Here is a 25834-nt window from a genome sequence, read left to right on the forward strand (position 1 = left end):
CTGCCGATTTATTATTCACACAAGGTGTGCCTGCAGTAAACTTTTTGTATTTTTAGGCTAGCCTAAAACTGTATGCTCGACAGCGACAGACCGACGACGAATCGGCGGAGGACAGCGCGATGACCGACCCGACGACCGGCAACGAGGCGTTGCTCGAACAGCAGGCCGCCCGCGAGTCGAGCGCGCGGACCTACCCCCGACACCTCCCGCACGCGATACGGGAGGCCTCGGGTGTCACCGTCACCGACATGGACGGCGAGGAGTACTACGACTGCCTCGCGGGGGCCGGCACGCTCGCACTCGGACACAACCACCCGAAGGTGGTCGAGGCGATGGAGCGCGTCCTCGCCGAGGACCGCCCGCTCCACACCCTCGACATCACGACGCCCGTCAAAGAGCGGTTCGTCGACACGCTGTTCGACAGCCTCCCCGACGAGCTCGCCGACAACGCGCGGGTGCAGTTCTGTAGCCCCGCCGGGACCGACGCCGTCGAGGCCGCGCTCAAGCTCGTCAAGACGGCGACAGGCAACCGGAGCGTCCTCGGGTTTCAGGGCGGCTACCACGGCATGACCAACGGCGCGCTGAGCCTGATGGGCGACACCGACCCGAAGGAGGACGTGCCGGGACTGATGCCCGACGTACACCACCTCCCGTATCCGTACGAGTATCGGTGTCCGTTCGGCGTCGGCGGCGAGGAGTGCCACGAACTCGCCGCCCGGTACGTCGAGCGCACCCTCGACGACCCCGAAAGCGGCATCACGGACCCCGCCGGGATGGTGGTCGAACTCGTCCAAGGCGAGGGCGGCGCGATTCCCGCGCCCGACGACTGGACCCGCGAGATTCGGCGGGTGACCCGCGAGCGCGACATCCCGCTCGTCGTAGACGAGATTCAGACCGGACTCGGCCGGACCGGCGAGCTGTACGCCTTCGAACACGCCGACATCGTCCCCGACGCAGTCACGCTCTCGAAGGCAATCGGTGGGTCGCTCCCGCTTTCGGTCGTCGTCTACGACGAGTCGCTCGACGTCTGGGAGCCGGGCGCACACGCCGGGACCTTCCGCGGGAACCAACTCGCGATGGCCGCCGGCATCGCCACCATCGAACACGTGCTCGAACACGACCTCGACGGCCACGCCGCGCGCATGGGCGACCGACTCCGCGGCCACCTCGACGCGGCGAAGCGCGCTCACGACGCCGTCGGTGACGTGCGCGGTCGCGGGCTGATGCTCGGCGTCGAACTCGTCGACCCAGCGGGGGAGCCCGACGCCTGCGGGCGCTTCCCGGCGCATCCGGACCTCGCCGACGCCGTCCGCGCGGCGTGTTTCGACCGCGGGCTCATCGTCGAACTCGGCGGCCGCCACGGGAGCGTCGTCCGGTTCCTCCCGCCGCTCGTCGTCACTCCGAACGACGTGGACGCCATCGGGAGCATCTTCGCGGACGCCGTGGAGGCCGCAATCGAGGAGGTCGACGCTGACGGCCGCCGGGAGGTCGCCGCATGAACGGCGTCGGCGGCGTCGAGGCCGACGGCGAGCGCCACGACCCGCGACCGGACGCCGCGAAGTGGTTTCTGAGCGGCGACGACGACGACCGAGCGCGCTACCGGGACGCGATTCGGCGGGCGTGCGATCTCGTTCTCGACGAGTTCGCCGACGAGGCGACGCCGTACTCGGGGGCGAAACCCGAGGAACTCGACGACGCGCTCGCCCGGTTCGAGATGCTTCCCCACGAGGGCGACGGCCTGGTCGCGGCGCTCGGCCGTACCGAGCCGGTTCTGCGGAACTCGGTCGGCGTGTCGGACCCGACCTGCGTCGCACACCTCCAGTGTCCGCCGACGATTCCCGCGCTCGCGGCCGAGGTGCTCCTGACGGCGACGAACCAGTCGATGGACTCGTGGGACCAGAGCCCCGCCGCGACACAACTCGAACGGCAATTCGTCGACGAGTTGTGCGACCTGTTCGGCTACGAAAACGGCGACGGCGTGTTCACAAGCGGCGGCACGCAGTCGAACTTCGTCGGCCTGCTCCTCGCGCGCAACAGGGTCCTCCTGGAGGAGTACGGCGTCGACGTACAACAGGCCGGCCTCCCACCGGAGGCGAGAGACCTGCGCATCCTCTGTTCGGCTGACGCCCATTTCACCGCCAAACAGGCCGCGTCGCACCTCGGTCTCGGCGAGAACGCCGTCGTCACCGTCTCGACCGACGACGACCGCTGCCTGTCGATGGAAGCGTTCGACGAGGCGGTCTCGGACCTCCGGGAGCGCGGAAAACGCCCGTTCGCAATCGTCGCGACCGCCGGGACGACGGACTTCGGGAGCATCGACCCGCTCGGCCCGCTGGCCGACCGCGCGGCCGAACTCGACTGCTGGTACCACGTCGATGCCGCGTGGGGCGGCGCGCTCGCCCTGAGCGACGACCACGCCGACAAACTCGCCGGTATCGAGGCCGCGGACTCCGTCGCGGTCGACTTCCACAAACTGTTCTACCAGCCGATTAGCTGCGGCGCGGTGCTCGTCCGCGACGAGTCGGCGTACGACCTCATCGACCGCAACGCGGCCTACCTGAACCCGGAACGCGACGACGACGCGGGCGTTCCGAACCTCGTCTCGAAGTCCGTCCAGACGACCCGGCGGTTCGACGCGCTCAAACCCTTCGTCACGATGCAGGCGCTCGGCCGCGAGGGACTGGCGTCGATGGTCGAGTACACCATCGACCTCGCCGACGACGCCGCGAGGCTCGTCGAGGCCGACCCCGACCTCCGACTCGTCCACGACTCCGACCTGAACGTCGTCGTCTTTCGGTACGTCCCTGAGACCGGGCGGACCGGCGACACGGCAGGCGAACGGCGCGTCGCCGACCTGAACGAGGCCATCCGCGACTCCCTCCTCGACGACGGCGAGGCCGTGGTGGCCCGGACCACCGTCGACGGCGAGACGTGCCTGAAGCTAACGCTCCTGAACCCCCGAACGACGCGCGAGGACCTCCGAGAACTCCTGCGCGAGATTTCGACCCGCGGCACCGCACTCGAAACGACGACCGACGACCGATACGCATGAATCCGAACAACACAGCCGAGTCAGCGACGATACACAGCTTCCTGAACTGCTACCTCCGGGAGACCGGCGACTACACCGTCGTCCCCGCCGGGGACGCACCGGTCGAGACGGACGCCGGCGAAGTCGTCCACGCGCCGCTGTTCCATCAGGGCGTGGACCTCTACGTCCCGCTTTCGTACCGGTCGCCGACGGACCGACACCTGTTCGACCTGCCCGGCGTCTACCGACTTCCCCGGGGCGAGACGCTCCCGCTCGAGTACACGATGCTCGTGACGCTCGTCACGACCGAACTCAGACTCGACCGCGACGACACCGGCGCGGCCGACGAACTGCTCCTTCGCGTCGTCAAGAGCTGTCAGAATATCGAACGGTTCGTCGAGGGGCGCCGCGGCGACGAGGAGCGACTGTACGGCTTCGACACCACCTTCCGCGACGCGGAGCAGTCGCTCGTCTTCGGCCACCCGCTCCACCCGACGCCCAAAAGCAGGCAGGGCATCCCCGACCACGAGTCGCGGACCTACGCGCCCGAACTCCGCGGGTCGTTCCCGCTGGCGTACTTCAGCGCCGACCCCTCGCTCGTCTCGCAGGACTCCGCGCGCGACGACTCGGCGGCCGAGTGGGTCGCGTCGGCGCTCCGGGCGGACGAGTCGGTCCCCGAGTCGTTCGTCGCCGAACACGTCGATAGCGAGAGGGTGCTGATTCCCGTCCACCCGTGGCAAGCGGACTACCTCCGCGCGCAACCCGAAGTGCAGACGCACCTCGGCGACGGCCTCGAATACGTCGGCCAGGTCGGCCGAGAGTTCTACCCGACCTCCTCGGTGCGGACGCTGTACTCGCCGGACGCGCCGTTCATGGTCAAGGGGTCGCTGAACGTCAAAATCACCAACTCCGAGCGGACGAACAAACTCCCCGAACTGGAGCGCGGCGTCGCCATCACCGAACTGCTGAATACCGAACTCGGCGACGACCTCGAAGAGCGGTTCCCGGCGTTCGACATCGTCCGCGACCCGGCGTACCTGACGGTCGACCTCGACGACGGCGAATCCGGCTTCGAAACCGTCCTCCGCGAGAACCCCTTCCGCGGCAACGCGGCGACGAACGCGACGCCCGTGGTCGGTCTCTGTCAGGACCACCTCGGCGACGGGTCGTCGCGGCTGGCGACGCTCGTCGAGGGAATCGCCGACCACGAGGGGCGACCGACCGACGCGGTGGCGGAAGACTGGTTCCGTCAGTACCTCGAACTGTCGGTCCGGCCGGTGCTGTGGCTCTATCTCGAACGCGGGCTGGGCGTCGAAGCCCACCAGCAGAACAGCGTCCTGACGCTCGACGGCGGCTATCCCGAGACGTTCCACTACCGCGACAATCAGGGCTACTACCTCCCCGAGTCGATGTACGACGAGGTGGACGCGCTCCTGCCCGGCATCGGCGAGCGCGCCGACACCGTCTGTCCGGACGCCGTCGCCGACGAACGCATCCGGTACTACGTCATCATCAACAACGCCCTCGGCCTCGTCAACGCCTTCGGCACGGCCGGGCTGGTCGACGAGCGACGCCTCTTGGGCGTCCTCCGCGAGGAACTCGAATCGCTTCGCCGGTACGACCGACCGTCGTCGTCGCTCCTCGACGACCTCCTCACGAAAGAGACGATTCCCTGCAAGGCGAACCTGCTCACGCGGTTCCACGACATGGACGAACTGGAGGGCTCGCTGGCGAACCAGTCGGTGTACGCCGATATCGACAACCCGCTGGTCACGGAACTGGAGGTGCCGACGCCATGACCGGTTCGAACGCCGACCCGGCGACTACGACCGCGACCGCGACGACGCGAGCGGGCGCGGCCCGCGAGTACGCGTATCGGGTTCGAAACGAGCGCATCGACCGGACCGTGGCGTTCGCCGAGGTCGACCCGGCCCTCGATTTCGACCGGCTCTGCGCGTGGTTCGGCTCCGACCACGTCAAGCCGTACTGGCAACTCGACCTGCCGGAGGCGGCGTTTCGGGCGAAGCTCAACGAAAAACTCGACGACGACCATCTCACGCCCTACGTCGGCCTGCTGGACCACACGCCGATGAGCTACTGGGAGACGTACCGCGCGGCCGACGACGTGGTCGGCGAGCGCTACGGCGCGGAGCCGGAAGACCGCGGCGTCCACCTGCTCATCGGGCCGCCGGAGTACCTCGGGCACGGCTACGCCGCGCCGCTCCTGCGGGCGATTACCGCGTTTCAGTTCCGCGCAACTGACGCCGAGCGGGTCGTCAGCGAACCGGACGTTCGCAACGAAATCGCTATCCGCGTCTTCGAGCGGTGCGGTTACGAACCGCAGGAACGAATCGACCTCCCCGACAAGGAAGCGCTGTTGATGCACTGCGAGCGCGAGCGGTTTTTCGGCGGGGAGACGGAGGTGGGCCGATGAGCGAGACGCCCGTCCACGACGTGGTCGGCGTCGGCCTCGGGCCGTTCAACCTCGGACTGGCCGCCATGCTCGACGACGCGCCCGACGACGTGGACGCGGTGTTCCTCGAACAGGACGCCGAGTTCGCGTGGCACGAGGGGATGCTCATCGAGGGGACGACCCTCGAAGTGCCGTTCCTCGCGGACCTCGTGACGCTGGCCGACCCGACGAGTCCCCACAGCTACCTCAACTACCTGCGGGAGACCGGCCGCATCTACGAGTTTTACTTCTACGAGACGTTCCAGATTCCCCGGCGGGAGTACAACGACTACCTGCGCTGGGTCAGCCGGCGACTCGACGCCTGCCGGTTCGAACGCCGGGTGACGAACATCGAGTGGTCCGACGCCGACGCCGGCTACTTCGAGGTGACCGCCCGCCACCCCGAAAGCGGCGAGGAGCACCGTTACCGGGGCGAAGACGTGGTGTTCGGCGTCGGAAGCCGACCGCACGTCCCCGAAAATCTGGGCGGGCACCCCGAGCGGGACGTGTTCCACACCGCGGCGTATCGGAGCCGAAAAGAGCGGTGTCTCGACGCCGACTCGATAACCGTCGTCGGGTCGGGCCAGAGCGCCGCGGAGGTGTTCTTGGACCTCTTGGAGGCGCAGGCCGACGCGGATTACCGGCTCGACTGGCTCACGCGCTCGGAGGGCTTCTTCCCGATGGAGTACTCGAAGCTCGGACTCCAGCACTTCACGCCGGAGTACACGTCGTACTTCAACGACCTCCCGCAAGAGACCCGTGACGAGGTGTACCCCGAACAGGACCTGCTGTACAAGGGCATCGACGTGAACACCAGCGCCGAGATATACGATGCACTCTACCGTCGCTCCATCGGCGACCGCGACCCCGACGTGGGGCTGTTCGCCATGACCTCGGTGGAGGGCATCGAGCGGGTGTCCGGTCCCGGCGGGCCGCGCTACCGTCTCGACTGCGAGCAGTGGCAGTCCGAGACGCCGTTCGCCCACGAGAGCGAGGTCGTCGTCCTCGGGACGGGCTACCACCGTCCGACGCCGAGTTTCCTCTCGTCGCTCGAATCGCGCATCGAGTGGGACGACAGGGGTCGCTACCGCGTCACCGACGACTACCGACTGCGCCTCGACGACGACGTGACGGGGCGCATCTTCGTCCAGAACGCCGAGCGCCACACCCACGGGGTCGGCGCGCCCGACCTCGGCCTCGGCTGTTATCGCAACGCGCACATCGTGAACCGACTCTGCGACCGAACGGTCTACCCCGAAGACGAGGACACCGTGTTTCAGGACTTCGCCGTCGAGCGGTTCCTCGAAACGACCGGCGGCGCGACCGCGGCGGCATCGACGGCGGAGGAAGACGAATGAACGGACCAGAACTGCGGACGAACGGACGGACAGGACGGATAGACGGACTGGAGACGCTCCGGACCGCGCTCGACGCGGACCGGTGGACGAACGTGAGCCACGACCTGCTCACGAAGCTGTTCGAGGAGTTCCTGTACGAGGAACTGCTCGACCCCGAAGCGCGCGGTTCCGACGGCGAGTGGATCCGGTACCGCCTCGAGTACGACGGCGTTTCCTACCGGTTCGCGGCCCAATCGCAACCGTTCGACAGCTATCGTGTCGACCCCGACAGCATCGAGCGACGGGCAGACGGCGATAGTGGCGAGACAGAGAGCGGAGACGCCGGCGAGAAGTCGGAGAGAGGCGGAGACGCCGATGGCTGGCGGCCCGCGACCGACCCCGTCCAGTTCCTCCTCGACGCGCGGGAGTCGCTCGGCGTGGCCCCCGAGACGGCGAGTCACCTCGTTCGGGAGTACAACAACACGCTGGTCGCCGACGCCCACATCGACGCCCGAAAGGCGGATTCGGACGAGAGCCTGCTGGACATGCCGTACGCCGCGGTCGAAGGCGAGATGGAGGGCCACCCGTGGTTCACCATCAGCAAGGGCCGCATCGGCTTTGGCTACGACGACTACCGGGCGTACGCGCCCGAACGCAAGACGCCGCAGTCGCTCGTTTGGGTCGCCGCGCGCCGCGATCGCGCCGACTTCCGGAGCGTCGAGGGCCTGCGGTACGAGTCGCTGATGGCCCAGCAACTCGGCGGGGCCGCGGCGGAGTTCGACGCGACGCTCCGGGCCGGCGGCCACGACCCGGACGACTACTACTACCTCCCGGTCCACGAGTGGCAGTGGGAAAACACCGTCGCGCAACTGTTCGCCAAGGACATCGCCGCCGGCGACATCGTCCCGCTGGGGACCGGCCCCGACAGCTACCTCCCGCAGCAGTCGGTGCGGACGCTGACGAACCTCTCGGACCCCGAAAAGCCACACGTCAAGGTCCCGATTCGCGTGCTGAACACCATCGTCTATCGGGGACTGCCCGGCGAGCAGGCGCGCGCCGCGCCGCGGGTCACGGAGTACGTGCAGTCGATTCGCGACGACGACCCGTTCCTCCGCGACGACTGCGAGTTAGTGCTGCCGGGCGAGATTGCGAGCCTCAACTACGACCATCCCGAGTTCTCGCAACTGGACGACGCACCGTACCAGTATCACGAACTGCTCGGGGCGGTGTGGCGCGAGAGCGTCGAGGCCCTCGTCGACGACGACGAGCAGGTGCTCACGCTTTCGGCGCTCATGCACGAGGACGCCGACGGCACGCCCGTCGTCTCCAAGCTCGCCGAGCGGGCCGGCTGTTCTATCGACGAGTGGCTGGCCGACTGCTTCGACGTGCTGCTACCGCCGCTGTTGCACTACCTCTACCGCTACGGGATGGTGTTCATGCCCCACGGGACGAACACGATGCTCGTCCTGCGGGACAGTCGGCCGACCCGGCTGGCGGTAAAGGACTACGTGGACGAAATCGCGGTCAGCGAGACGCGCCTCCCGGAACTCGACAGGCTCCCCGACGACCTGTACGAACACGACGATATCATCCACCGGAAGTCGCCGGAGGGAATGTGTCAGCACATCGTCGGCACGCTGTTCGTCTGCGTCCTGCGCTACGTGGCCGACCTGCTGGAGCGCCGCGAGGGCTACGACGAGATTCGCCTGTGGCGGCAGGTCCGCGCGAGCATCGAGCGGTACCACGAGCGGTTCCCGGAACTGGAAGACCGCTTCGAGCTGTTCGACCTGTTCAAACCGGAGTACGACAAGCTCTGTCTGAACCGGAACCGACTGGTTGAGTACGGTTACGACGACGACCACGCGCCGCCGGCGGTGACGGCCCACGGGACCGTCTCGAACGCGCTTTTCGACCTCGAACCGGCGGTGCGAACAGGGGGTGACGGGAGCGACCAATCGTACGACGACAACTAACCGCTTCGTCGCAGTGTTCCTGTTCGACGTCGCGTCGCTGTGGTTCTACCGGACCGCCCGGCGGCGCTCACTCGCTCGAAGCGGTGTGAGGGGGCCGTGGCCGGCGACGACTGACGCCCGCGGGGCGGCCGAGGACTCATCGACGAAATCACAGATTAAGTATATTTTGGACCGAGATATTTGACACGTTTTCGCAGTAGGGATAGACGAGACTATTGGAAGGATCACTTGTGTCCCAGACATCCAGTAAGACCCGTTTTCAGCGACAAGAACCATTATTCAGAGATGAGTGAAACGGAATCGAGCTATCGAGATACGTAGGCTATTTTATAGCAACTATGAAAGCATACATACATGAGTTCGGTCGATAATCAGGGTGAACGTCGATGCGTGGTCGAGACGGCAAACCGGTCGCGCCGAGGAGACGACCGCCGGGCAAGCTCTACACCCATGCCAAGAACTATCATGCACCGGCACGAGGTTACGCGTGGTCGGCGCGAGCGGTCCGACCGTGTGACGTGTCAGTCATACCAGTACGCGCGAGTCGGCGGCGGGCGCCGTGACAAGTCCAACTCATGAACGCCCACCGCTGACTCTCGCGCTACGCTCAGCATCAACCATCGAAAGCGGTTTTCCGAGTCGAACGGGACGCCCTTCTGCGACTCGGCGTCACCGTTCTCCGGACCAGAACACTTATTCAGATACTTGACAACGAGTAGCTATGGACGCCAAACATCCGGTGCGAACCACCGAGAAGACACTGGCGCTCGTCGAGGAGTTGATGCAGAAAGGTCCCTGTGGGGTCACGGAGTTGGCGAGCGACCTCGACATGGGAAAGAGCGCGGTCCACAACCACCTGACGACCCTCCAGAAACACGGATACGTCCTGAAGGACGGCGACGACTACCGCGTCGGGCTGAAGTTCCTCGAAGTCGGCGGTCACAGTCGGAAGTCGATGGAGGTGTATCAGGTCGCCGAACCCGAGGTCAAATCGCTCGCCGCCGACACTGGTGAACTCGCCAACCTGCTCGTCGAAGAACAGGGGATGGGCGTCTACCTGATGCGGGCGAAAGGCGACGACGCCGTCGACCTCGACACCTACGCGGGCCTCCGAACGAACCTGCACACGACCGCCCTCGGGAAAGCGATTCTCGCGAACCTCCCGGAGTCCCGGGTGGACGAGATAATCGAACGCCACGGTCTCGAACAGAAGACGCCGAAGAGCATCGGCACGCGACAGGAGCTGTTTCAGGTGCTCGAAGCGGTCCGGGAGCGGGGCTACGCCATCGACGACGGCGAGCGTCTCGAAGGGCTGCGCTGTCTCGCGGCACCCATCAAATCGTCCTCCGGCGAGGTGCTCGGAGCCATCAGCGTCTCGGCACCCGCCAGCCGGGTCAGCGACGAAGACCTCCACGGGTCGCTCCCCGAACGCGTCCTGAGCGCGGCGAACGTCGTCGAACTCAACATCAACTACTGACGCCCCGTTTGCTATCTCGGAACAGGCCGCGAGCCCCTCGAATTCTCTATGTGGAACCGTGTTAACACAGCTCTCGGCGTGTGACTACGGCTTAAGATTACATAGCTATGCGTGTAACTCAGGCTGCGATAACCCGTTGAGTCTCGTTCTGTTATAGAGAATCATGTTGGGGCGGGCTGAGCCGACGGTATCGGCCGGGTGAGAGTGCAGGTGATGGGAGAGGAAAAGAGAGGAGATGAGAAGAGACGAGAAAAAAAGAACGAGGCGATGGCAGCCGGTCGCATCGACGACCGCAGGGAGCCGCTCAGTAGTTGTCGTAGACGGTCTTCTCGATGGTGTAGAAGTCGAGACCCGCGTCGCCCTGCTCGCGCCACGTCTCGGACGAGGAGCGCTTGAACCCGCCGAAGGGGACGTGGAGTTCGAGGCCGGTCGTCTTGTCGTTGACCTTCACGACGCCGGCTTCGGCCTCGTCGACGAAGCGGTTCGCCTCGGTGTGGTCGTCGGTGACGACGCTGGCCGACAGGCCGTAGTCGACGTCGTTCGCGACCGCAAGCCCCTCGTCGAAGTCACTCACTTTGATGACGGCGACGACCGGACCGAAGACCTCCTCCTGTGCGATACGCATGTCGGGGTCGACGTCGGTGAACACCGTCGGCTCGACGAAGTGACCCGTCTCCACTTCCTCGCCCTCGGGGACGCCGCCGCCGGCGACGAGGGTCGCGCCCTCGCCCTCGGCGATGTCGATGTATTCCAGCGTCGAGGAGAGTTCGGACTCGCTGACCTGCGGGCCCATCTCGTGGTCGGTTCCGGGGCCGACGTCGAGGGACTCCGCGCGGTCGACGAGTTCAGCGACGAAGTCGTCGTACACGTCCTCGTGGACGATAGCGCGGGAACAGGCCGTACAGGACTGGCCGGTGGTTCCGAACCCGCCGTTAGCCACGATGTCGGCGGCCTCGGCGGGGTCGGCCGAGTCGGCGACGAGCGTCGGGTTCTTCCCACCGAGTTCGGTCTGAACGCGCTTGCCGGCGTCTGTGGCCTGCTCGTAGACCATCTCGCCGACCTGACTGCTGCCGGTGAACGAGACGAGGTCCGTGCCCTCGTTGCCGATGAACTCGCTGCCGACCGAGCTACCGGGCCCGGTGACGACGTTGAGGACGCCGTCTGGAAGGCCGGCCTCGTCGAGTGCGCGGGCGATTTCGATGACGACGCCGGGCGCGATGGAGGCGGGCTTCAGGACGACGGTGTTGCCGGCGGCGAGCGCCGGGGCGAGCTTCCACGCCGGGATGGCGATGGGGTAGTTCCACGGCGTGATGAGCGCCGCGACGCCGACGGGCTCTTGGCGCGTGTAGAGGTTCGTGTTCGGTCCGCTCGCACCCTTCTTCGTGCCGCCGAGGTCGGCGGCCTTCGTCGAGAAGTAGTGGAAGATGTCGATAGCGCGCTGTACCTCGCCCGCCGCTTCGGGCCGCGCCTTCCCCTCCTCGGCGATGAGAATCTCCGTCAGTTCGTCCTTCCGCTGGGCGAGGAGCGTGCCCGCCTCGCGGAGGATGCGCCCGCGCTCGGGACCGGGCGTGTTTCGCCACTCGTCTTCGGCCGCTACGGCGGCGTCGACGGCCGCTGCAGCGTCGTTCTCGTTCGAGTGCTGGTACGTCGCGACTACCTCGCTCGGGTTCGCGGGGTTCGTCACCTCGGCCGTCTCGCCGGTCTCGGAGGCGACCCACTCACCGTTGACGTAGTTTCTACTGGGTTCCGTCATCGCTCGTGTGTTCTCTCTTCCGACATACAATTCTTGCGAAATTGTCACCATTTGTAAGCCGCGAGCGACGGTCGGTGCTCGGAGGACAGCGACGGTTAGTGCTCGGGGCGTACACGTGAACTGAGCGACGAACTACCAACCCACACACTTTTGTAGTGGCTTTCGAGATATACGTGCGCAATGGTTGAGCAAGCGAAGCTTAGCGACCCAAACGCGGAGTACACGATGCGCGACCTGTCCGCGGAGACGATGGATATCACGAATCCGCGAGGCGGCGTCCGCGACGCCGAAATCACGGACGTACAGACGACGATGGTCGACGGGAACTACCCGTGGATTCTCGTCCGCGTCTACACCGACGCGGGCGTCGTCGGCACCGGCGAGGCCTACTGGGGCGGCGGCGACACCGCCATCATCGAGCGGATGAAACCGTTCCTCGTCGGCGAGAACCCCCTCGACATCGACCGTCTCTACGAGCACCTCGTCCAGAAGATGTCCGGCGAGGGTTCGGTTTCGGGCAAGGTCATCTCCGCCATCTCGGGCATCGAAATCGCGCTTCACGACGTCGCCGGGAAGCTCCTCGACGTGCCCGCCTACCAGCTCGTCGGCGGGAAGTACCGCGACGAGGTGCGCGTCTACTGCGACCTCCACACCGAAGACGAGGCCAATCCGCAGGCCTGCGCCGAGGAGGGCGTCCGCGTGGTCGAGGAGCTCGGCTACGACGCCATCAAGTTCGACCTCGACGTGCCCTCGGGCCACGAGAAGGACCGCGCGAACCGCCACCTCCGCAACCCCGAAATCGACCACAAGGTCGAAATCGTCGAGGCCGTCACCGAGGCCGTCGGCGACCGCGCCGACGTCGCGTTCGACTGCCACTGGTCCTTCACCGGCGGGAGCGCCAAGCGCCTCGCGTCCGAGCTGGAAGACTACGACGTGTGGTGGCTCGAAGACCCTGTGCCGCCGGAGAACCACGACGTGCAGAAGCTCGTGACCCAGTCCACGACGACGCCCATCGCGGTCGGCGAGAACGTCTACCGGAAGTTCGGCCAGCGGACGCTGCTCGAACCGCAGGCGGTCGACATCATCGCACCCGACCTGCCTCGTGTCGGCGGCATGCGCGAGACGCGGAAGATTGCCGACCTCGCGGACATGTACTACATCCCCGTGGCGATGCACAACGTCTCGTCGCCCATCGGGACGATGGCCTCCGCGCAGGTCGCCGCGGCCATCCCCAACTCGCTTGCCCTCGAGTACCACTCCTACCAGCTCGGCTGGTGGGAGGACCTCGTCGAGGAGGACGACCTGATTCAGAACGGTCGCATGGAGATTCCCGAGAAGCCCGGCCTCGGGCTGACGCTCGACCTCGACGCCGTCGGAGAACACATGGTCGAAGGGGAGACGCTCTTCGACGAGGAATAGACGAGCGAGATTGTCCCACAGCGGCCGTATCAGCCTGACATAACACACCGACTGGACGCGTACGCGACACCACAGCCGAGAGATGTGAGCGTCTCACCGCTCGTGGCGTGTCCGCCGCGGCCGCCTTTTACTCGCAGTCGTTCGATACCGGAGCGACGCGGTTCGCGCAGCAGCGACCGTGCTGATAGGGGATGAGTACTGACTACGAGCAGCGCTTGCGAACAGAAGACGAGAGAAGTGTGGATGGTTAGTCCCAGAAGTGGTGTGGATGGTTAGTCCCAGAAGTGGTGTGGATGGTCAGTCCGAGGAAGTGGGGTGCCCAAGCGGTCCGCGGGGGTGAAGAACGGACGGCGGCAGGGAGTGTCGACCGGGTCGTCAGTCAGAGATGTACGCGCCGATGGCGCGGTTCGACGGGAGCTCTCGGTTCTTCAGCGCGTTGCCGGTCTCCCCGTCGAACAGGTGAATCGCGTCCTCGGGGAACGAGACGGTCGTCCGGTCGCCCGATTCGACCCTCGACCGTCCGGTGGTTGTCGCGGTGAACCGAGCCCCCTCTCCGCCCTCGGCGAACCGCAGGTGGACGGTGTTCTCGTTGCCCTGCGGCTCGACGACGACCACCTCGGCGTCGAAGGTTCGGTCACCGGAGCGCCGCTCGCCGACCTCGATATCCTCGGGTCGGATGCCGAGCGTGAGGTCGCTCGCGTCGCCGATCTGGTCTCTGGTCGCGTCCGAAAGCGGGTAGTCGAAGCCGTCGCCGCGGAAGATGTCGCCCGAAAGCGACCCGTCGAAGAAGTTCATCGACGGCTCGCCGATGAAGCCCGCGACGAACAGGTTGTTCGGCCGGTGGTAGCAGTCCAGCGGCGTCCCGACCTGCTGAAGTTCGCCGTCGTCGAGGACGGCGACGCGGTCGCCCATCGTCATCGCCTCGGTCTGGTCGTGGGTGACGTAGATGGTCGTGACGCCGAGTTCCTCCTGGAGGCGCTGGAGTTCGGTGCGCATCTCCGCCCGCAGCTTAGCGTCCAGGTTGGACAGCGGCTCGTCCATCAGGAACACCTCGGGGTCGCGCACGATGGCGCGGCCGAGGGCGACCCGCTGTTGCTGCCCGCCCGAGAGCTGTCCGGGATTGCGATCGAGCAGGTCGGAGATGCCGAGCATGTCGGTCGTCTCCTCGACCCGCTGGCGTATCTCGTCGTCCGGGAGGTCGGTCGACTCTTCGAGGCCGAACGACATGTTCCCGCGGACGCTCTTGTGCGGGTACAGTGCGTACGACTGGAAGACCATCGCGATGTCTCGGTTCTGGGCGGACACGTCGTTGAGGACGCGGTCTTCGAGTCGAAGTTCGCCCTCCGTGACAGTTTCAAGCCCCGCCATCATCCGGAGCGTCGTCGATTTCCCGCATCCCGAGGGACCGACGAGCACGAGGAACTCCCCGTCGTCGATGTCGAGCGATATCTCTTCGACGGCGACGATGTCGCCGCCGCCGTCGTCGGTGTAGACCTTCGTTACGTCGTCGAGTGTCAATCGTGCCATAGCTACTGTTCGAGTTCTGTGAGGTCGGCTTCCTGGTCGTGTCGGCGGTTGTGCACCGCGGTTCCGGTCTCGGCGTCGAACACGTGAATCGTGTCCGGGGGAATCCTCACCGTGACGCGGTCACCCCGCGTGACGAGGTGCATTCCCCCCGTGACCGCCTGCAGCGCGTCGTCGTCGGAGGGTTGGTCCGGGTGCGAGAGGTGGAGGACGTTCTGGTCGCCGTGAGGTTCCACGACGGTCACGTCCATCCGGAGTTCGTGGTCGCCGATGGCGGCGTCGTCGGGATCCGTGTCGGCGACTACGATGTCTTCGGGGCGCACCCCCAAGACGAGGTCGTCGCGGTCGCCGACGGACTCCATCACGTCCTCGTCGAGCGGGTACGAGAAGTGTTCGCCGACGAACGTCGTCTCCGAGCGCGTCCCGCGGACGAGGTTTATCATCGGCTCACCGATGAACTCCGCGACGAACAGGTTGTTCGGTTCGTGATAGCACTCGAAGGGCGAGGCAACCTGCTGGAGTTCGCCGTCGTCCATGACGGCGATGCGGTCGGCCATCGTCATCGCCTCCGTCTGGTTGTGAGTGACGTAGACGGTCGTGACGGCGAGTTGGTCCTGCAGATTCTGGAGTTCGGTGCGCATCTCCGCCCGCAGTTTGGCGTCCAGGTTGGACAGCGGCTCGTCCATCAGGAACACCTCGGGGTCGCGCACGATTGCGCGGCCGAGGGCGACCCGCTGTTGCTGGCCGCCGGAGAGTTCGTCGGGTTTGCGGTCGAGCAGGTCGCTAATACCGAGCGTCTCGGCGACCTCGACGGCGCGCTCGTCGCGCTCCGCAGACGTGTATCCCTCCTCTTCTTCCAGCCCGAACCGGATGTTCTGCCGGACGGTCATGTGGGGGTACAACGCGTAGTCCTGGAACACCATCGCGATGTCGCGGTTCTGCGGGACGCGGTAGTTCATGTGGTCCCCGCCGATGTAGATGTCCCCGCTGGTCGGGGTCTCCAGGCCGGCGAGCATCCGGAGCGTCGTCGACTTCCCACAACCCGACGGGCCGACGAGCACGAGGAACTCCTCGTCGGCGATGTCGAGCGAGAGGTCGTCGACGGCGACCGTGTCGCCGAAGCGCTTCATCAGGTCGGTGAGTTGAATCTGTCCCATAGCTTAGGCCTCCGTGCGAAGTCCCTTGGCGAACTGCTCGGCGAACGCGACGTACAGGATGAGCGTCGGAACCGCGGCGAGGAACGCCGCAGACATCCTGATGCCAAAGTCGATGCCGGAGGTCGACGCCCCGATTGCGGGAAGCACCAGCGTGACCGGTGCCGCGGGCGCGTCGGACCCGGTGACGAGCGTGAACGCGAAGAGGAACTCGTTGTAAATCTGCGTGAACTGGTAGATGAACACGACGCCGAACATCGGCTTCGAGATGGGCAGGATGATGCGCCGGTAAATCTTCGTGATACTCGCGCCGTCGATTTTACCGGCCTCCACGAGCGAGTTCGGGAGGCTCTGGTAGTACGACCGGAACAGTATCGTACAGATGGGAATCCCGTAGGCGATGTGGGTGATGACAAGCGGCACGAGGTCGGCGTGGTACCCCTGGAAGAAGGGGATCGACGCCACCATCGGCTCTATCATCCGCGCGAGCGGGAAGATGTTGTTCCAGAAGCGCGCGAGCGGGACCAACACGGCCTGGTAGGGGACGAAGACGCCGACGACGAAGAGCATCAGCACGCCCATCTGAGCCCGCCAGTTGACCATCGTGAGGCCGTAGGCGGCCATGCTCCCGAACAGGACGCTACCGATAGTCGCCGGAATCGACATGACGAGCGAGTTGAAGAACGACCCCGAGAGCTGTTCGAGGGCGAACTGGATGTTCCCGAGGGTGAAGCCCTCACTGGCCGGCGGCGCGAAGGGGAGCGAGCGGGCAACCGACTCGTTCGTCTTGATCGCGGTCATGATTCCCGTCTCTAACGGGACGAGGAAGAAGCCGAGGAAGAACACGACGAGCGCGTACTGGCCGACGCGCCGGAGGTTCACGTCCTCGACGAGCGATGCGACGTCGAAGCTGCCTGTAGGTGACGACTGTGACATGGTCAGAGACTCCCCTGTTTGTACTGGTAGTAGAGGTACGGTCCGATGACGCCGAGCGCCATGACGAGGAGCATGGTCGCGATGGCGGCCGAGTAGGCCCATTCACCGAACTTGAACGCGCGGCGCACCATGAGCGTCGCCAGGATGTCCGTCCCGTTCGGCGGGCGGTAGCGGCCGACGAGCGCGTACAGGAAGGTGAAGGCCTTCAGCGCGAACACCATCAGCACGACGGCCGCGCTGACGGACGCCTCCTTCAGTTGCGGGACGATGATGCGGAGGTAGGTCCGGGTGATGCTCGCACCGTCGACGCGGGCCGCCTCAAACTGGTCGTCGGGAATCGACTGGAGCCCCGCGAGGTAGACGACCATCGTGTACCCGCTGAACTGCCAGATGAGGGCGAATATCACCGCACCGAGCGCGATTGATGGATTCCCCAGCCAGTCCACCGGATTGAACCCGAGTGTCGTCACAACGAGGTTGAGGATGCCGCTTTCGACGTTGAACATCCAGAGCCACAGTTGTGCGGTGACGACGAACGACAGGCTCATCGGGAGGAGATAGACTGTCTGGAACTTCTCGGAAAATCGGATGCCGTGGTCCAACAGGATTGCGAGGAACAGACCGAGCACCAGACAGATTGTGGTAAAGCCTACGAGGAGGACCAAGTTGTTCTGCGCGGCGGCGATGAACGCGTCGCTCGACAGCGCCTGGGCGTACATCTCCAGGTCGAGAGCGGAGTAATCGGGGGTTCCGAGGCCCTCGTAATCCGTAAACGAGATGGCGAAGTTGTAGCCGATGCCACCGTAGACGGCGATGCTCATGAGGACGAACGGAATTCCCCAGTACGGCGCGGAGCGAACGAAGTCGCTGTTGAGGAAATACTGGAGCTTCGACTCCCACCCGACCGCCTCGTCGGGGGCGTCGGAGACGTGCTCCGTGTTATCGTGTGTGGCCATGGATATACCTATATTTTATTTGTGAGTGATAAAGGTGTAGTTTCGGCCGAAGGCTTACTCCGAGACCGCTTCGATGAGCGCGTCGGCGGTGGCTTCGACCTTGAACGGCCCCATGAAGTTGTCGCCGAAGGCGGTCTTACACGCGCCCATCGTCTTGGGCGTGACGGCCAGTCCGTGGGCGATGGTCGGCGGGTACGCCTCCGAGTCGGTGAGGTCCTCGTAGGTCATCGCGAGGAAGTCGGTCAGTTCGCTCGGGTCAATGTCGGTGCGGAGCGGAACCGACCCCTTGGGGTTGTTGAAGGCGATCTGGGCCTTCTTCGTCCCGACGAACTTCTGCCACGCGATGGTCTCCTCGCGGCTCGGGTTGTTGCTCGGCGCGACGATGGAGTCCAGGTGGTAGAAGTAGATACCTTCCGTGCCCGGGAACGGTATCCAGTCCCACTGCTCTTTGTAGTTGAAGCTGTCGTCGGCGCGGAACATACCGTACACCCAGTTCCCCTGGTGGATGGTAGCTGCTTTCCCCGAGATGACCTTCTGGCCCGCCGTCGTGAAGCTGATGGACGAGGCGTCAGCGGTGATGTAGTTCTCGTTGATGGTCTTCAGCGCCTCGAGCGCCTCGACGACGGCCGCCCTGTCGGGGTTGCCCTCGATGAAGTTCATGTACGCGTCGACGCCGCTTTGGCTCGTCAGAATCTGCGCCCAGAGCTGGAGGTTCGTCCACGGCGCGACCATCGCCTGCGCCATCGGCGTCACGTCCGTGTTCTGGTCGATGGTTTCGAGCGCGTCGAGGAGCGCGTCGACGCTGTCGAGGCTCGACGCGTCGATGCCGGCCTCCTCGAAGACGGCGGTGTTGTAAAACAGGTTGTTCATCCGGTGGGACCCGAGCGGGACCGCCGGCATCTTGTCGTTGAACTTACACAGTTCGACCGCGCGGGCCTGCATGGTGTCTTTGAACCCTTCGGCGTCCCACACGTCGGCTTCGAGGTCCATCAGCGCGCCCGAGTACCGTTCGAGGTTCTTCCCCGGCCAGTTGGCGAACGAACTCATCGGGTTGTTGTTCGCGAGCCGTCGGAGAATCGTCGCGTTGAGGTTCACGTTCGCGCTCGCCCCGACCGCCTGGAAGTTCGTATCCATCTCGGGGTGCTCCTCCTCGAAGGCCTCGATGAGCGCGGTGACCGCCGCCTCGCCGTCGCCGCCGGCCCAGCCGTGAAGGACTTCGAGCTGCGAGTCCCACGTGCTGCCTGAACTGTCCCCACCGGTCTCGGTGTCGCCGCCGGAACCGCCGGAGTCGCTCCCACCCTCGGTGGTCTCGGTGTCGGAGCCGCCACCTCCGGTACATCCAGCGAGGCCGGCAGCGGCACCCACGGACAGGGCCTTCAGGTACTTTCGACGGTTCACACTTTCATCGCTACAGCCATGCTCAGCCATGTTGTATCCATGTTATCTTCCCTCATATATAGGTTGTGGATGACTGATGATGATATAAAAACGGAAGGGTTGAATCAATGCGTTTCAAAAATATTTCATAGTATATGTTCTGAAAAATAATTCCAAACCGCGTTCGACGACCGAACCAACCGGCAAGCGGGGAGGGACGTCGTCAGCCGCGGCGTACCTCGCGACGGGTTGATTTCCCGCTCACGTCGCGCCTCGGTCGCCGCTCACTCCACGACAGTCGCCGAGTTGTCTCGCGGGCGGTAGCCGATGGCGCGCATCGTCTCCGTGAGCGAGAGATACCGGTCGTCGTTCGCGGAGACGAGGTTAACCGCGAGCGGCGAGTCGGGAAGCGGAGCCTCGACGGCCCGACGCATCCCCTGTGCGCAGTCGTCGGGGCTAAGCCACATCGCTCGGACGTAGCGCGCGACGTCTTCTTCCTCGTCCATCTTCTCGCGGACCTCTTCGGCCGTCAGGAGCCACCCGATGCGGAGGTTGAGTACTTCCAGTCCGTGTCGGTCCGCGTAGTAGTTGCCCAGCGCCTCGCCGAACACCTTGCTCACGCCGTAGTACGAGTCGGGACGCGCCGGGTCCGACACGCCGACCGCCTCGGCGTCGGCGGCCAGCGTCTCCGGACGGGCCGGGTCGGCAATGTTGTACATCTGGTGGACGTGGTTCGTGCTGGCGAAGACGAGTCGGTCGACGTCGGCCGCCAGCGCCGCCTCGTAGACGTTGTACGTGCCGCCGATGTTGACCTCGTAGACGCTGTCCCACGCCGCGTCGGGGTTCGGGTTGGCCGCGAGGTGAACGACGATATCGTGGCCCTCGAACGCCTCAGTCAGCGCGTCTTCGTCGCGCACGTCGAGAATGACGCTATCGAGTCCCTCGCGTTCTCGGTGCGTGATGGGCGTCACGTCGTGGTCCGAGCCCAGCGTCTCGACCGTGACTCTCCCGACGTTGCCAGCCGCTCCGGTGACCGCAATACGTGCCATACCATGACAATCGACGGAAGTCTATTAAACGTGTTCCAAGCGTCCGTCGCCGGATTGCCACGGGGAAAACACGTATGGGACAGGGTCACAATCACGGCGTATGGTCGACCGACCAACCGCTTTGGAAAACCCGCTCGACGGGCGGACGGCGCTCGTCACGGGAGCGAGTTCGGGAATCGGCGCGGCGACGGCGCGCGTGCTCGCCGAGGACGGCGCGGACGTGTGTCTCGCCGCCCGCAGAGTCGAGCGACTGGAATCGCTCGCGGACGAAATTCGCGCGGCGACGGACGCCGCCGTGAGCGTCGTGCCGACGGACGTGACCGACCCCGACGCGGTCCGGGCGCTCGTCGACGCAACCGTCGAGCGGTTCGGCTCGCTCGACATCGTCGTCTGCAACGCCGGCCTCGGCGTCGACAAACCGGTCGCGGAGCTCACCGACGAGGAGTACCGACTGATGACCGGCGTCAACGTCGACGGGATGTTCTACACGGCCAGAGAGGCGATTCCGCACCTCGTGGAGTCGGAGGGCAATATCGTCTTCCTCGGGAGCATGTCCGGGAACCACCCGCGACCCCACAACCCTGTGTACGCCGCGACGAAGTGGTGGGTCCGCGGGTTCGCGTCGAGCCTGCAGGGGTCCATCGGCGAGGAGAACGTCGGCGTGACCTGCGTCAACCCGACCGAGGTCAGGACCGAGTTCGGCTCCGAGAGCGGCGAGACGCAGGCGGAGTCGTTCGACGAGGGTGAGGTGACGGAGGCGATAGAGGTCGCCGACGCCATCGCCTACGCGGTCCGCCAGCGGTCGCCGAACACGGTGCTGTCGCTCGACCTCTACCGACGAGACAAGATATCGCACTTCTGAAGGCGGCGACGGGAGCGGCGGCGACCCCCGAAAACGGGGAAGCGTATTTTGCGGTCGGTTGCGAACGAACGGCCATGACTGTCACGCGAGTGGTCGACACGTCGTGCCGACTCGGCGAGGGGCCGGTCTGGCACCCCGACGAAAAGCGGCTGTACTGGGTAGACATCGAAAGCGGGCGGCTCCACCGCTACGACCCCGAGACAGGGGCGCACGACTGTCCCATCGAAACGTCGGTTCTCGCCGGCGTGACGATTCAACGCGACGGGTCGCTCTTGGCGTTCATGGACCGCGGCCGCGTGGGGCGCGTCGTCGACGGCGAACTCGGGGACATCACGCGAATCGTCGACTCGCCGACTCGGTTCAACGACGTTATCGCCGACCCCGCCGGACAGGTGTTCTGCGGGACGATGCCGGCGGAATCCGGGGACGGGCGGCTGTTCCGTCTCGACACCGACGGGACGGTGACGACGGTCGAGACCGGCGTCGGCATCCCGAACGGGATGGGTTTCACCCGCGACCGCGAGCGATTCTACTTCACGGAAACGGAGGCACACACCATCTATCGGTACGCCTACGACGAAGAGACGGGAGCCGTCTCGGACCGTGAACGGTTCGTCGAATCGCCGGCGACGCCCGGATTACCGGACGGTATGACGGTCGATTCGGCGGGCGACATCTGGTCCGCCCGCTGGGAGGGGGGCTGTGTGGTCAAGTACGACGCCGACGGGACCGAACTCGAACGATTCGACGTGCCGACGGAGAAAGTGACGAGCGTCGCGTTCGGCGGACCCGACCTCGATTCGCTCTATGTGACGACCGCCGGCGGCGACCCGGACGGCGGAGCAGACGAGGACGAGGACGCGGGTGCGCTGTTCCGCCTCGACGTGGCGGCGTCCGGTCGCCCCGAGTTTCGCTCTGACGTTCGGCTGGACTGAGCCGAAACGGACAGCGGCCGCGGGCCGTCAGTCCAACTCGACCGTGCGCCCGGTGTCGGCGCTCTCGTAAACCGCGTCGATGGTCCGCATGAGGTCGACGGACTCCTCGCGGTCGATTCGCGGCGTCTCGCCGGTCTCGACGGCGCGGGCGAACGCCTCGACCTCGCTGCGGTAGTTGTCTATCGGGTCGAACGTCTCCGTGACGACCCGGCCGTCCGTGGCGTAGGTGAGTTCGGCAGACGCCGTCGGTTCGATGTTGAACGCGGTCTTCGCCTCCAGCCAGCCGTCGGTGGTCTGGACGCGGTAGTACTGCGTCTCGGGCGTATCGAACGACGATTCGACGCTGGCGGTCGCGCCGGAGTCGTACTCCAAGACGCCCGACATCCGCGTGTCGACGCCGCAGTCGCGCGTGTCGGTCGTGGTCGCGTACACCCGGTCGGGCGTCCCGAGGAAGAGCCGCGCCGCGCTGATGGCGTAACAGCCGACGTCCATGACGCTCCCGCCCGCGAGTTCGGGTTCGATGCGGATGTTCTCCGCCCCGTCGGGCAGACGGAACGAGAAGTTCGAGGTGACCGAGACGACTTCGCCGAGTTCCGACGCGACGAGTTCGGCGGCCCGCTCGGTCCGCGGGTGGAAGCGATACATGAACCCCTCCATCAGCGTGACGCCCGCGTCCTCGCAGTAGTCGAAGACGGCGGCCGTCTCGTCGGCGCTGGCGGTCAGCGGCTTCTCGCAGAGCACGTGCAGACCGTGGTCGGCGGCCGCCCGGACCCAGTCGGCGTGGAGGCTATTGGGAAGCGGGATGTAGACCGCGTCGAGGGAGTCGTCAGCCAACAGCGCCTCGTAACTACCGTACGCGGTGGGAATGCCGACCTCGTCGGCGACTGCGCTCGCCCGCGTCTCGTCGCGGGACGCGATGGCCGCCGCCGTGTGGTCGCTCGCCTGAATGGCCGGAATCACCGATTCGATGCCGATACCTGCGGTGCCGAGGATACCAAACTGCATGCGGGGAGGTGCGGCGACCCCGATAATAAAACTCCGGGCGAAAACGCGTCGAATCGGGGCTTACGCCTCGTCGGAGGCGGAGGCGGAGTCGACCGGGACGTCGGTGCCGCGCTCCGCCGCGGCGTAAATCGCGTCCATCGCGCGCATATCCACGAGTGCGTGGTCGCCGTCGGGCGCGGGCTCGGTCTCCGTCAGAAGACGGGACGCGAAGTAGTCGAACTCCTCGGTCATCTGGTTCACCTGCTCGAAGTCGTACTCGACGGATTGAGTGCCCCACGACAGCCGGAAGCCGCGTTGCTGGCGGTTGTAGAACGCGGGCTCGATTTCGAGTTCCCCCTCCGTGCCGGTCACTCGGAGGTGGCTCGACTGGTAGGCCGACTGGCTGGCGGTGCAGACCGCGAGCGTGCCGTCGTCGAAGTCGACGCCGAAGCTGACGTGTTCGTCGCCGACGGCCTCGAACGACTCGTCGTCGACGCGGGCGCGCGCCCTGACGCGGACGGGGTCGGCGTCGAGGACGAACCGGGCGGTGTTCAGCGGGTAGAGCCCGATGTCCATGACGGTCGCGCCGCCGGAGAGTTCGGGGTCGAGCCGCCATTGGTCTGGGTCGGGGACGACCTCGTCAAGCAGGCGCTGGGACATGTGGCCGTGGACGAACACCGGGTCGCCGATGACGGCGGCCTCGACGAGTTCGCGGGCGCGCCGGACGGCCGGCTCGGTCTGCATCCGATAGGCGACCATCAGGGGCACGTCAGCTCGGTCGCAGGCGGCGACGAGCTTCTCGGCCCGCTCAACCGACGCTTCGAGCGGTTTCTCGCAGAGGACCGCCTTCCCCAACTCGGCGGCGGTCTCGACGTACGGGAGATGTAACCCGTTCGGCGTGACGACGTACACCGCGTCGTAGGCGTCGGCGGCGACGCCCTCGTGGAACTCGTCGTAGGTGAGCCCGTGGGTTATCGACTCGGCCAACTCCCTCGCGCCCTCGGCTTTCTCCTTCGAGCTACTGACGACGACCGTCGTCTCGCAGAACTCGGACTCCTCGACCGCGGGAATCGCCTCGTCGCGGGTCCACCAGCCGAGGCCGATCATGGCGAGCCTGACGGTGCCCGTCACGTCGTCGCCCTGCCAGTCGCGGCGCGTGAACTCGTCTGTGATGTCGGTGGGTGTGGAGGTCATACGGTGGTGACGCCGTTCGAGAGAGTGCCGATGCCCTCGACGGTGATGTCGACGCGGTCGCCTTCTTGGAGGTCGAACGGCTGTTCGGGGACGAGCGAGGTGCCCGTGAGGATGACCGCAAGTTCGGGCACCGTGTTGTGGCGTGTGAAGTACGAGACGAGTTCCTCACAGCTACGGACCATCTCGCTGGTGTTGGTGGCGTCGTCGTAGACGACCTCGCCGTCGCGTTCGATGGTCATGCTCATCTCCAACTCGTGGGGGTCGCCGATGTCCTCCGGCGTGACCACGCACGGGCCGAGCGAACAACAGCGGTCGTAAACCTTCGCCTGCGGCAGGTACAGCGGGTTTTCGCCCTCTATCGACCGACTACTCACGTCGTTGCCGACCGTGTAGCCGACGATTTCGCCGCGCCGCAGGACGATACCGAGTTCCGGTTCGGGGACGTCCCACTCGGAATCGTCTCTGACGCCGATGGCATCGCCCGGTTCGACGGTCCGAGAAGGCGTGGCTTTGAAGAATATTTCCGGCCGGTCGGCGTCGTAGACGTCGTAGTACATGTCCGGCATGGAACTCTCTTCCTCGCGCGCCTGCTCGCTGATCTGGTAGGTGACGCCGGCGGCCCAGACTTCCTCGGCGTCGACCGGAACGGTCGCGTGCTGGTCGACGAACGCCTCGTCGATCACGTCGGCGGCTTCTGTGAGTTCGGCGGCGAGTCGGTCGATTGGAATGCGGGCGATACTCGCAACGCGAGCCAAGTCGCCGAACGTCCGAAGGTCGGCGTCAGCGGTCGTGAGGTCGTAGGTCGTGGAGTCGCGACTCACCGTGAGACGGCGCTCTCCCGACACCTCTAACTGGTGGTACTGCATTCAGTATCCCAATTACCATCGATTGTTATAAAAGTACGTCCCGACGTGGACGCCAACTGGCGGGAACGGCGCGGAATCGCGGGACGTGAGCGAGTTCGAGAGGAGATAGTATCCGAGCGATAGGGAGCCACCTGCCGACCGGCGGCCGCGACGTGACCACCGAGGGCTCGGAACCGTCGTGCTGGCATCCGACAGAGGCATTCTCATTGTCAGAACGCGAGCGCAGAGAGACGGAACGTTCGACGTTCACGATTTCAGCCGTTTCGGACGTGTCACCACCGGGTCTGTTGGCCTCCCCGAAGAGACACGTCTGCCAGAGACAGGAGGGATAATTCCTCTTTGCGTGCGTATCGTGGACATTCGACTTATCGTCGGCCTGGGCTCGACCGAATCCAAAATTTCTCTATTACAGAACAGTGGGGCATCGATATCGAACGGGAACGTGCACAACTCAAGCGCTTGACGCTGGACGGTCGCGGTCGAGATTACACAGGTACGCTTGTAATCTAGAAAGGCGGACGCCGGCGAAAGCGACCGGACTAGAGAGCGTCGAGG

20 protein-coding genes are annotated in these 25834 nt (G+C 65.5%); 10 read left to right on the forward strand and 10 right to left on the reverse strand.

The window, feature by feature from the left end; all coding sequences use genetic code 11:
* Nucleotides 1-68: 68 nt before the first annotated feature.
* From AM590_RS17390 to xacR, 7 genes are all read left to right on the forward strand, one after another.
* Nucleotides 69-1499, forward strand: coding sequence for a diaminobutyrate--2-oxoglutarate transaminase (locus AM590_RS17390; protein WP_305728232.1), 1431 nt, complete (start codon nt 69-71; stop codon nt 1497-1499).
* On the forward strand, nt 1496-3052 hold the full coding sequence (locus AM590_RS17395; RefSeq protein WP_058828565.1) for an aspartate aminotransferase family protein: 1557 nt from the start codon (nt 1496-1498) through the stop codon (nt 3050-3052). The genes AM590_RS17390 and AM590_RS17395 overlap by 4 nt, the downstream gene beginning before the upstream one ends.
* Nucleotides 3049-4830, forward strand: coding sequence for an IucA/IucC family siderophore biosynthesis protein (locus tag AM590_RS17400; protein ID WP_058828566.1), 1782 nt, complete (start codon nt 3049-3051; stop codon nt 4828-4830). Before AM590_RS17395 ends, AM590_RS17400 begins: the two co-directional genes overlap by 4 nt.
* On the forward strand, nt 4827-5465 hold the full coding sequence (locus AM590_RS17405; RefSeq protein ID WP_058828567.1) for a GNAT family N-acetyltransferase: 639 nt from the start codon (nt 4827-4829) through the stop codon (nt 5463-5465). Before AM590_RS17400 ends, AM590_RS17405 begins: the two co-directional genes overlap by 4 nt.
* Nucleotides 5462-6841, forward strand: a complete 1380-nt coding sequence (locus AM590_RS17410; RefSeq protein WP_058828568.1) for a lysine N(6)-hydroxylase/L-ornithine N(5)-oxygenase family protein — start codon at nt 5462-5464, stop codon at nt 6839-6841. The genes AM590_RS17405 and AM590_RS17410 overlap by 4 nt, the downstream gene beginning before the upstream one ends.
* Nucleotides 6838-8793, forward strand: coding sequence for an IucA/IucC family siderophore biosynthesis protein (locus AM590_RS17415; protein ID WP_058828569.1), 1956 nt, complete (start codon nt 6838-6840; stop codon nt 8791-8793). Before AM590_RS17410 ends, AM590_RS17415 begins: the two co-directional genes overlap by 4 nt.
* 721 nt (nt 8794-9514) lie before the next feature.
* Entirely contained in the window at nt 9515-10270 is a 756-nt protein-coding gene (gene xacR / locus AM590_RS17420) for an HTH-type transcriptional regulator XacR (protein WP_042663580.1), read from the forward strand.
* A 304-nt stretch (nt 10271-10574) separates the two neighbouring features.
* Here xacR and AM590_RS17425 read toward each other — a convergent pair whose 3' ends face one another.
* Nucleotides 10575-12023: a 2,5-dioxovalerate dehydrogenase gene (locus AM590_RS17425; RefSeq protein WP_058828570.1), complete on the reverse strand. Its 1449-nt coding sequence runs from the start codon at nt 12021-12023 to the stop codon at nt 10575-10577.
* 180 nt (nt 12024-12203) lie between these two features.
* Between AM590_RS17425 and AM590_RS17430 the strand changes: the two genes are divergently transcribed.
* Nucleotides 12204-13442 (forward strand): xylonate dehydratase, encoded by a 1239-nt coding sequence (locus tag AM590_RS17430; protein ID WP_004972176.1) that lies wholly within the window; start codon nt 12204-12206, stop codon nt 13440-13442.
* Between the two features lie 375 nt (nt 13443-13817).
* Here the strand turns inward: AM590_RS17430 and xacK are convergent, their stop codons facing one another.
* The 6 genes from xacK to AM590_RS17460 all read right to left on the reverse strand — a co-directional run bounded on the left by xacK (nt 13818) and on the right by AM590_RS17460 (nt 20438).
* Nucleotides 13818-14969, reverse strand: coding sequence for a xylose/arabinose ABC transporter ATP-binding protein XacK (xacK, locus tag AM590_RS17435; RefSeq protein WP_058828571.1), 1152 nt, complete (start codon nt 14967-14969; stop codon nt 13818-13820).
* A gap of 2 nt (nt 14970-14971) precedes the next feature.
* Nucleotides 14972-16123, reverse strand: a complete 1152-nt coding sequence (gene xacJ, locus AM590_RS17440; protein ID WP_058828572.1) for a xylose/arabinose ABC transporter ATP-binding protein XacJ — start codon at nt 16121-16123, stop codon at nt 14972-14974.
* Nucleotides 16124-16126: 3 nt separating this feature from the next.
* Nucleotides 16127-17056: a xylose/arabinose ABC transporter permease XacI gene (xacI, locus tag AM590_RS17445; RefSeq protein ID WP_058828573.1), complete on the reverse strand. Its 930-nt coding sequence runs from the start codon at nt 17054-17056 to the stop codon at nt 16127-16129.
* A gap of 2 nt (nt 17057-17058) precedes the next feature.
* Nucleotides 17059-18012, reverse strand: a complete 954-nt coding sequence (xacH, locus tag AM590_RS17450; RefSeq protein WP_058828574.1) for a xylose/arabinose ABC transporter permease XacH — start codon at nt 18010-18012, stop codon at nt 17059-17061.
* A gap of 54 nt (nt 18013-18066) precedes the next feature.
* A complete protein-coding gene (locus AM590_RS17455) occupies nt 18067-19377 on the reverse strand; it encodes an ABC transporter substrate-binding protein (protein ID WP_172795834.1) in 1311 nt (436 codons plus the stop codon).
* Nucleotides 19378-19673: 296 nt separating this feature from the next.
* On the reverse strand, nt 19674-20438 hold the full coding sequence (locus AM590_RS17460) for an L-arabinose 1-dehydrogenase (RefSeq protein WP_058828576.1): 765 nt from the start codon (nt 20436-20438) through the stop codon (nt 19674-19676).
* Nucleotides 20439-20538: 100 nt separating this feature from the next.
* Between AM590_RS17460 and AM590_RS17465 the strand changes: the two genes are divergently transcribed.
* Both AM590_RS17465 and xacC read left to right on the forward strand, forming a co-directional pair.
* Complete coding sequence (locus AM590_RS17465; RefSeq protein WP_172795832.1) at nt 20539-21300, forward strand: SDR family oxidoreductase; 762 nt, start codon at nt 20539-20541, stop codon at nt 21298-21300.
* A gap of 74 nt (nt 21301-21374) precedes the next feature.
* Nucleotides 21375-22235: a pentonolactonase XacC gene (xacC, locus tag AM590_RS17470; protein WP_058828577.1), complete on the forward strand. Its 861-nt coding sequence runs from the start codon at nt 21375-21377 to the stop codon at nt 22233-22235.
* A 27-nt stretch (nt 22236-22262) separates the two neighbouring features.
* Here xacC and AM590_RS17475 read toward each other — a convergent pair whose 3' ends face one another.
* From AM590_RS17475 to AM590_RS17485, 3 genes are read right to left on the reverse strand one after another with little or no spacing between them, the layout of a single operon-like run.
* A complete protein-coding gene (locus tag AM590_RS17475) occupies nt 22263-23240 on the reverse strand; it encodes a D-xylose 1-dehydrogenase (RefSeq protein WP_058828578.1) in 978 nt (325 codons plus the stop codon).
* Between the two features lie 60 nt (nt 23241-23300).
* Nucleotides 23301-24413: a D-xylose 1-dehydrogenase Gfo6 gene (gene gfo6, locus AM590_RS17480; RefSeq protein WP_058828579.1), complete on the reverse strand. Its 1113-nt coding sequence runs from the start codon at nt 24411-24413 to the stop codon at nt 23301-23303.
* Nucleotides 24410-25279 (reverse strand): fumarylacetoacetate hydrolase family protein, encoded by an 870-nt coding sequence (locus AM590_RS17485; protein ID WP_058828580.1) that lies wholly within the window; start codon nt 25277-25279, stop codon nt 24410-24412. The genes gfo6 and AM590_RS17485 overlap by 4 nt, the downstream gene beginning before the upstream one ends.
* Between the last annotated feature and the right edge of the window lie 555 nt (nt 25280-25834).

The sequence above is a fragment of the Haloferax sp. Q22 genome (assembly GCF_001482285.1).
GTDB lineage: Archaea > Halobacteriota > Halobacteria > Halobacteriales > Haloferacaceae > Haloferax.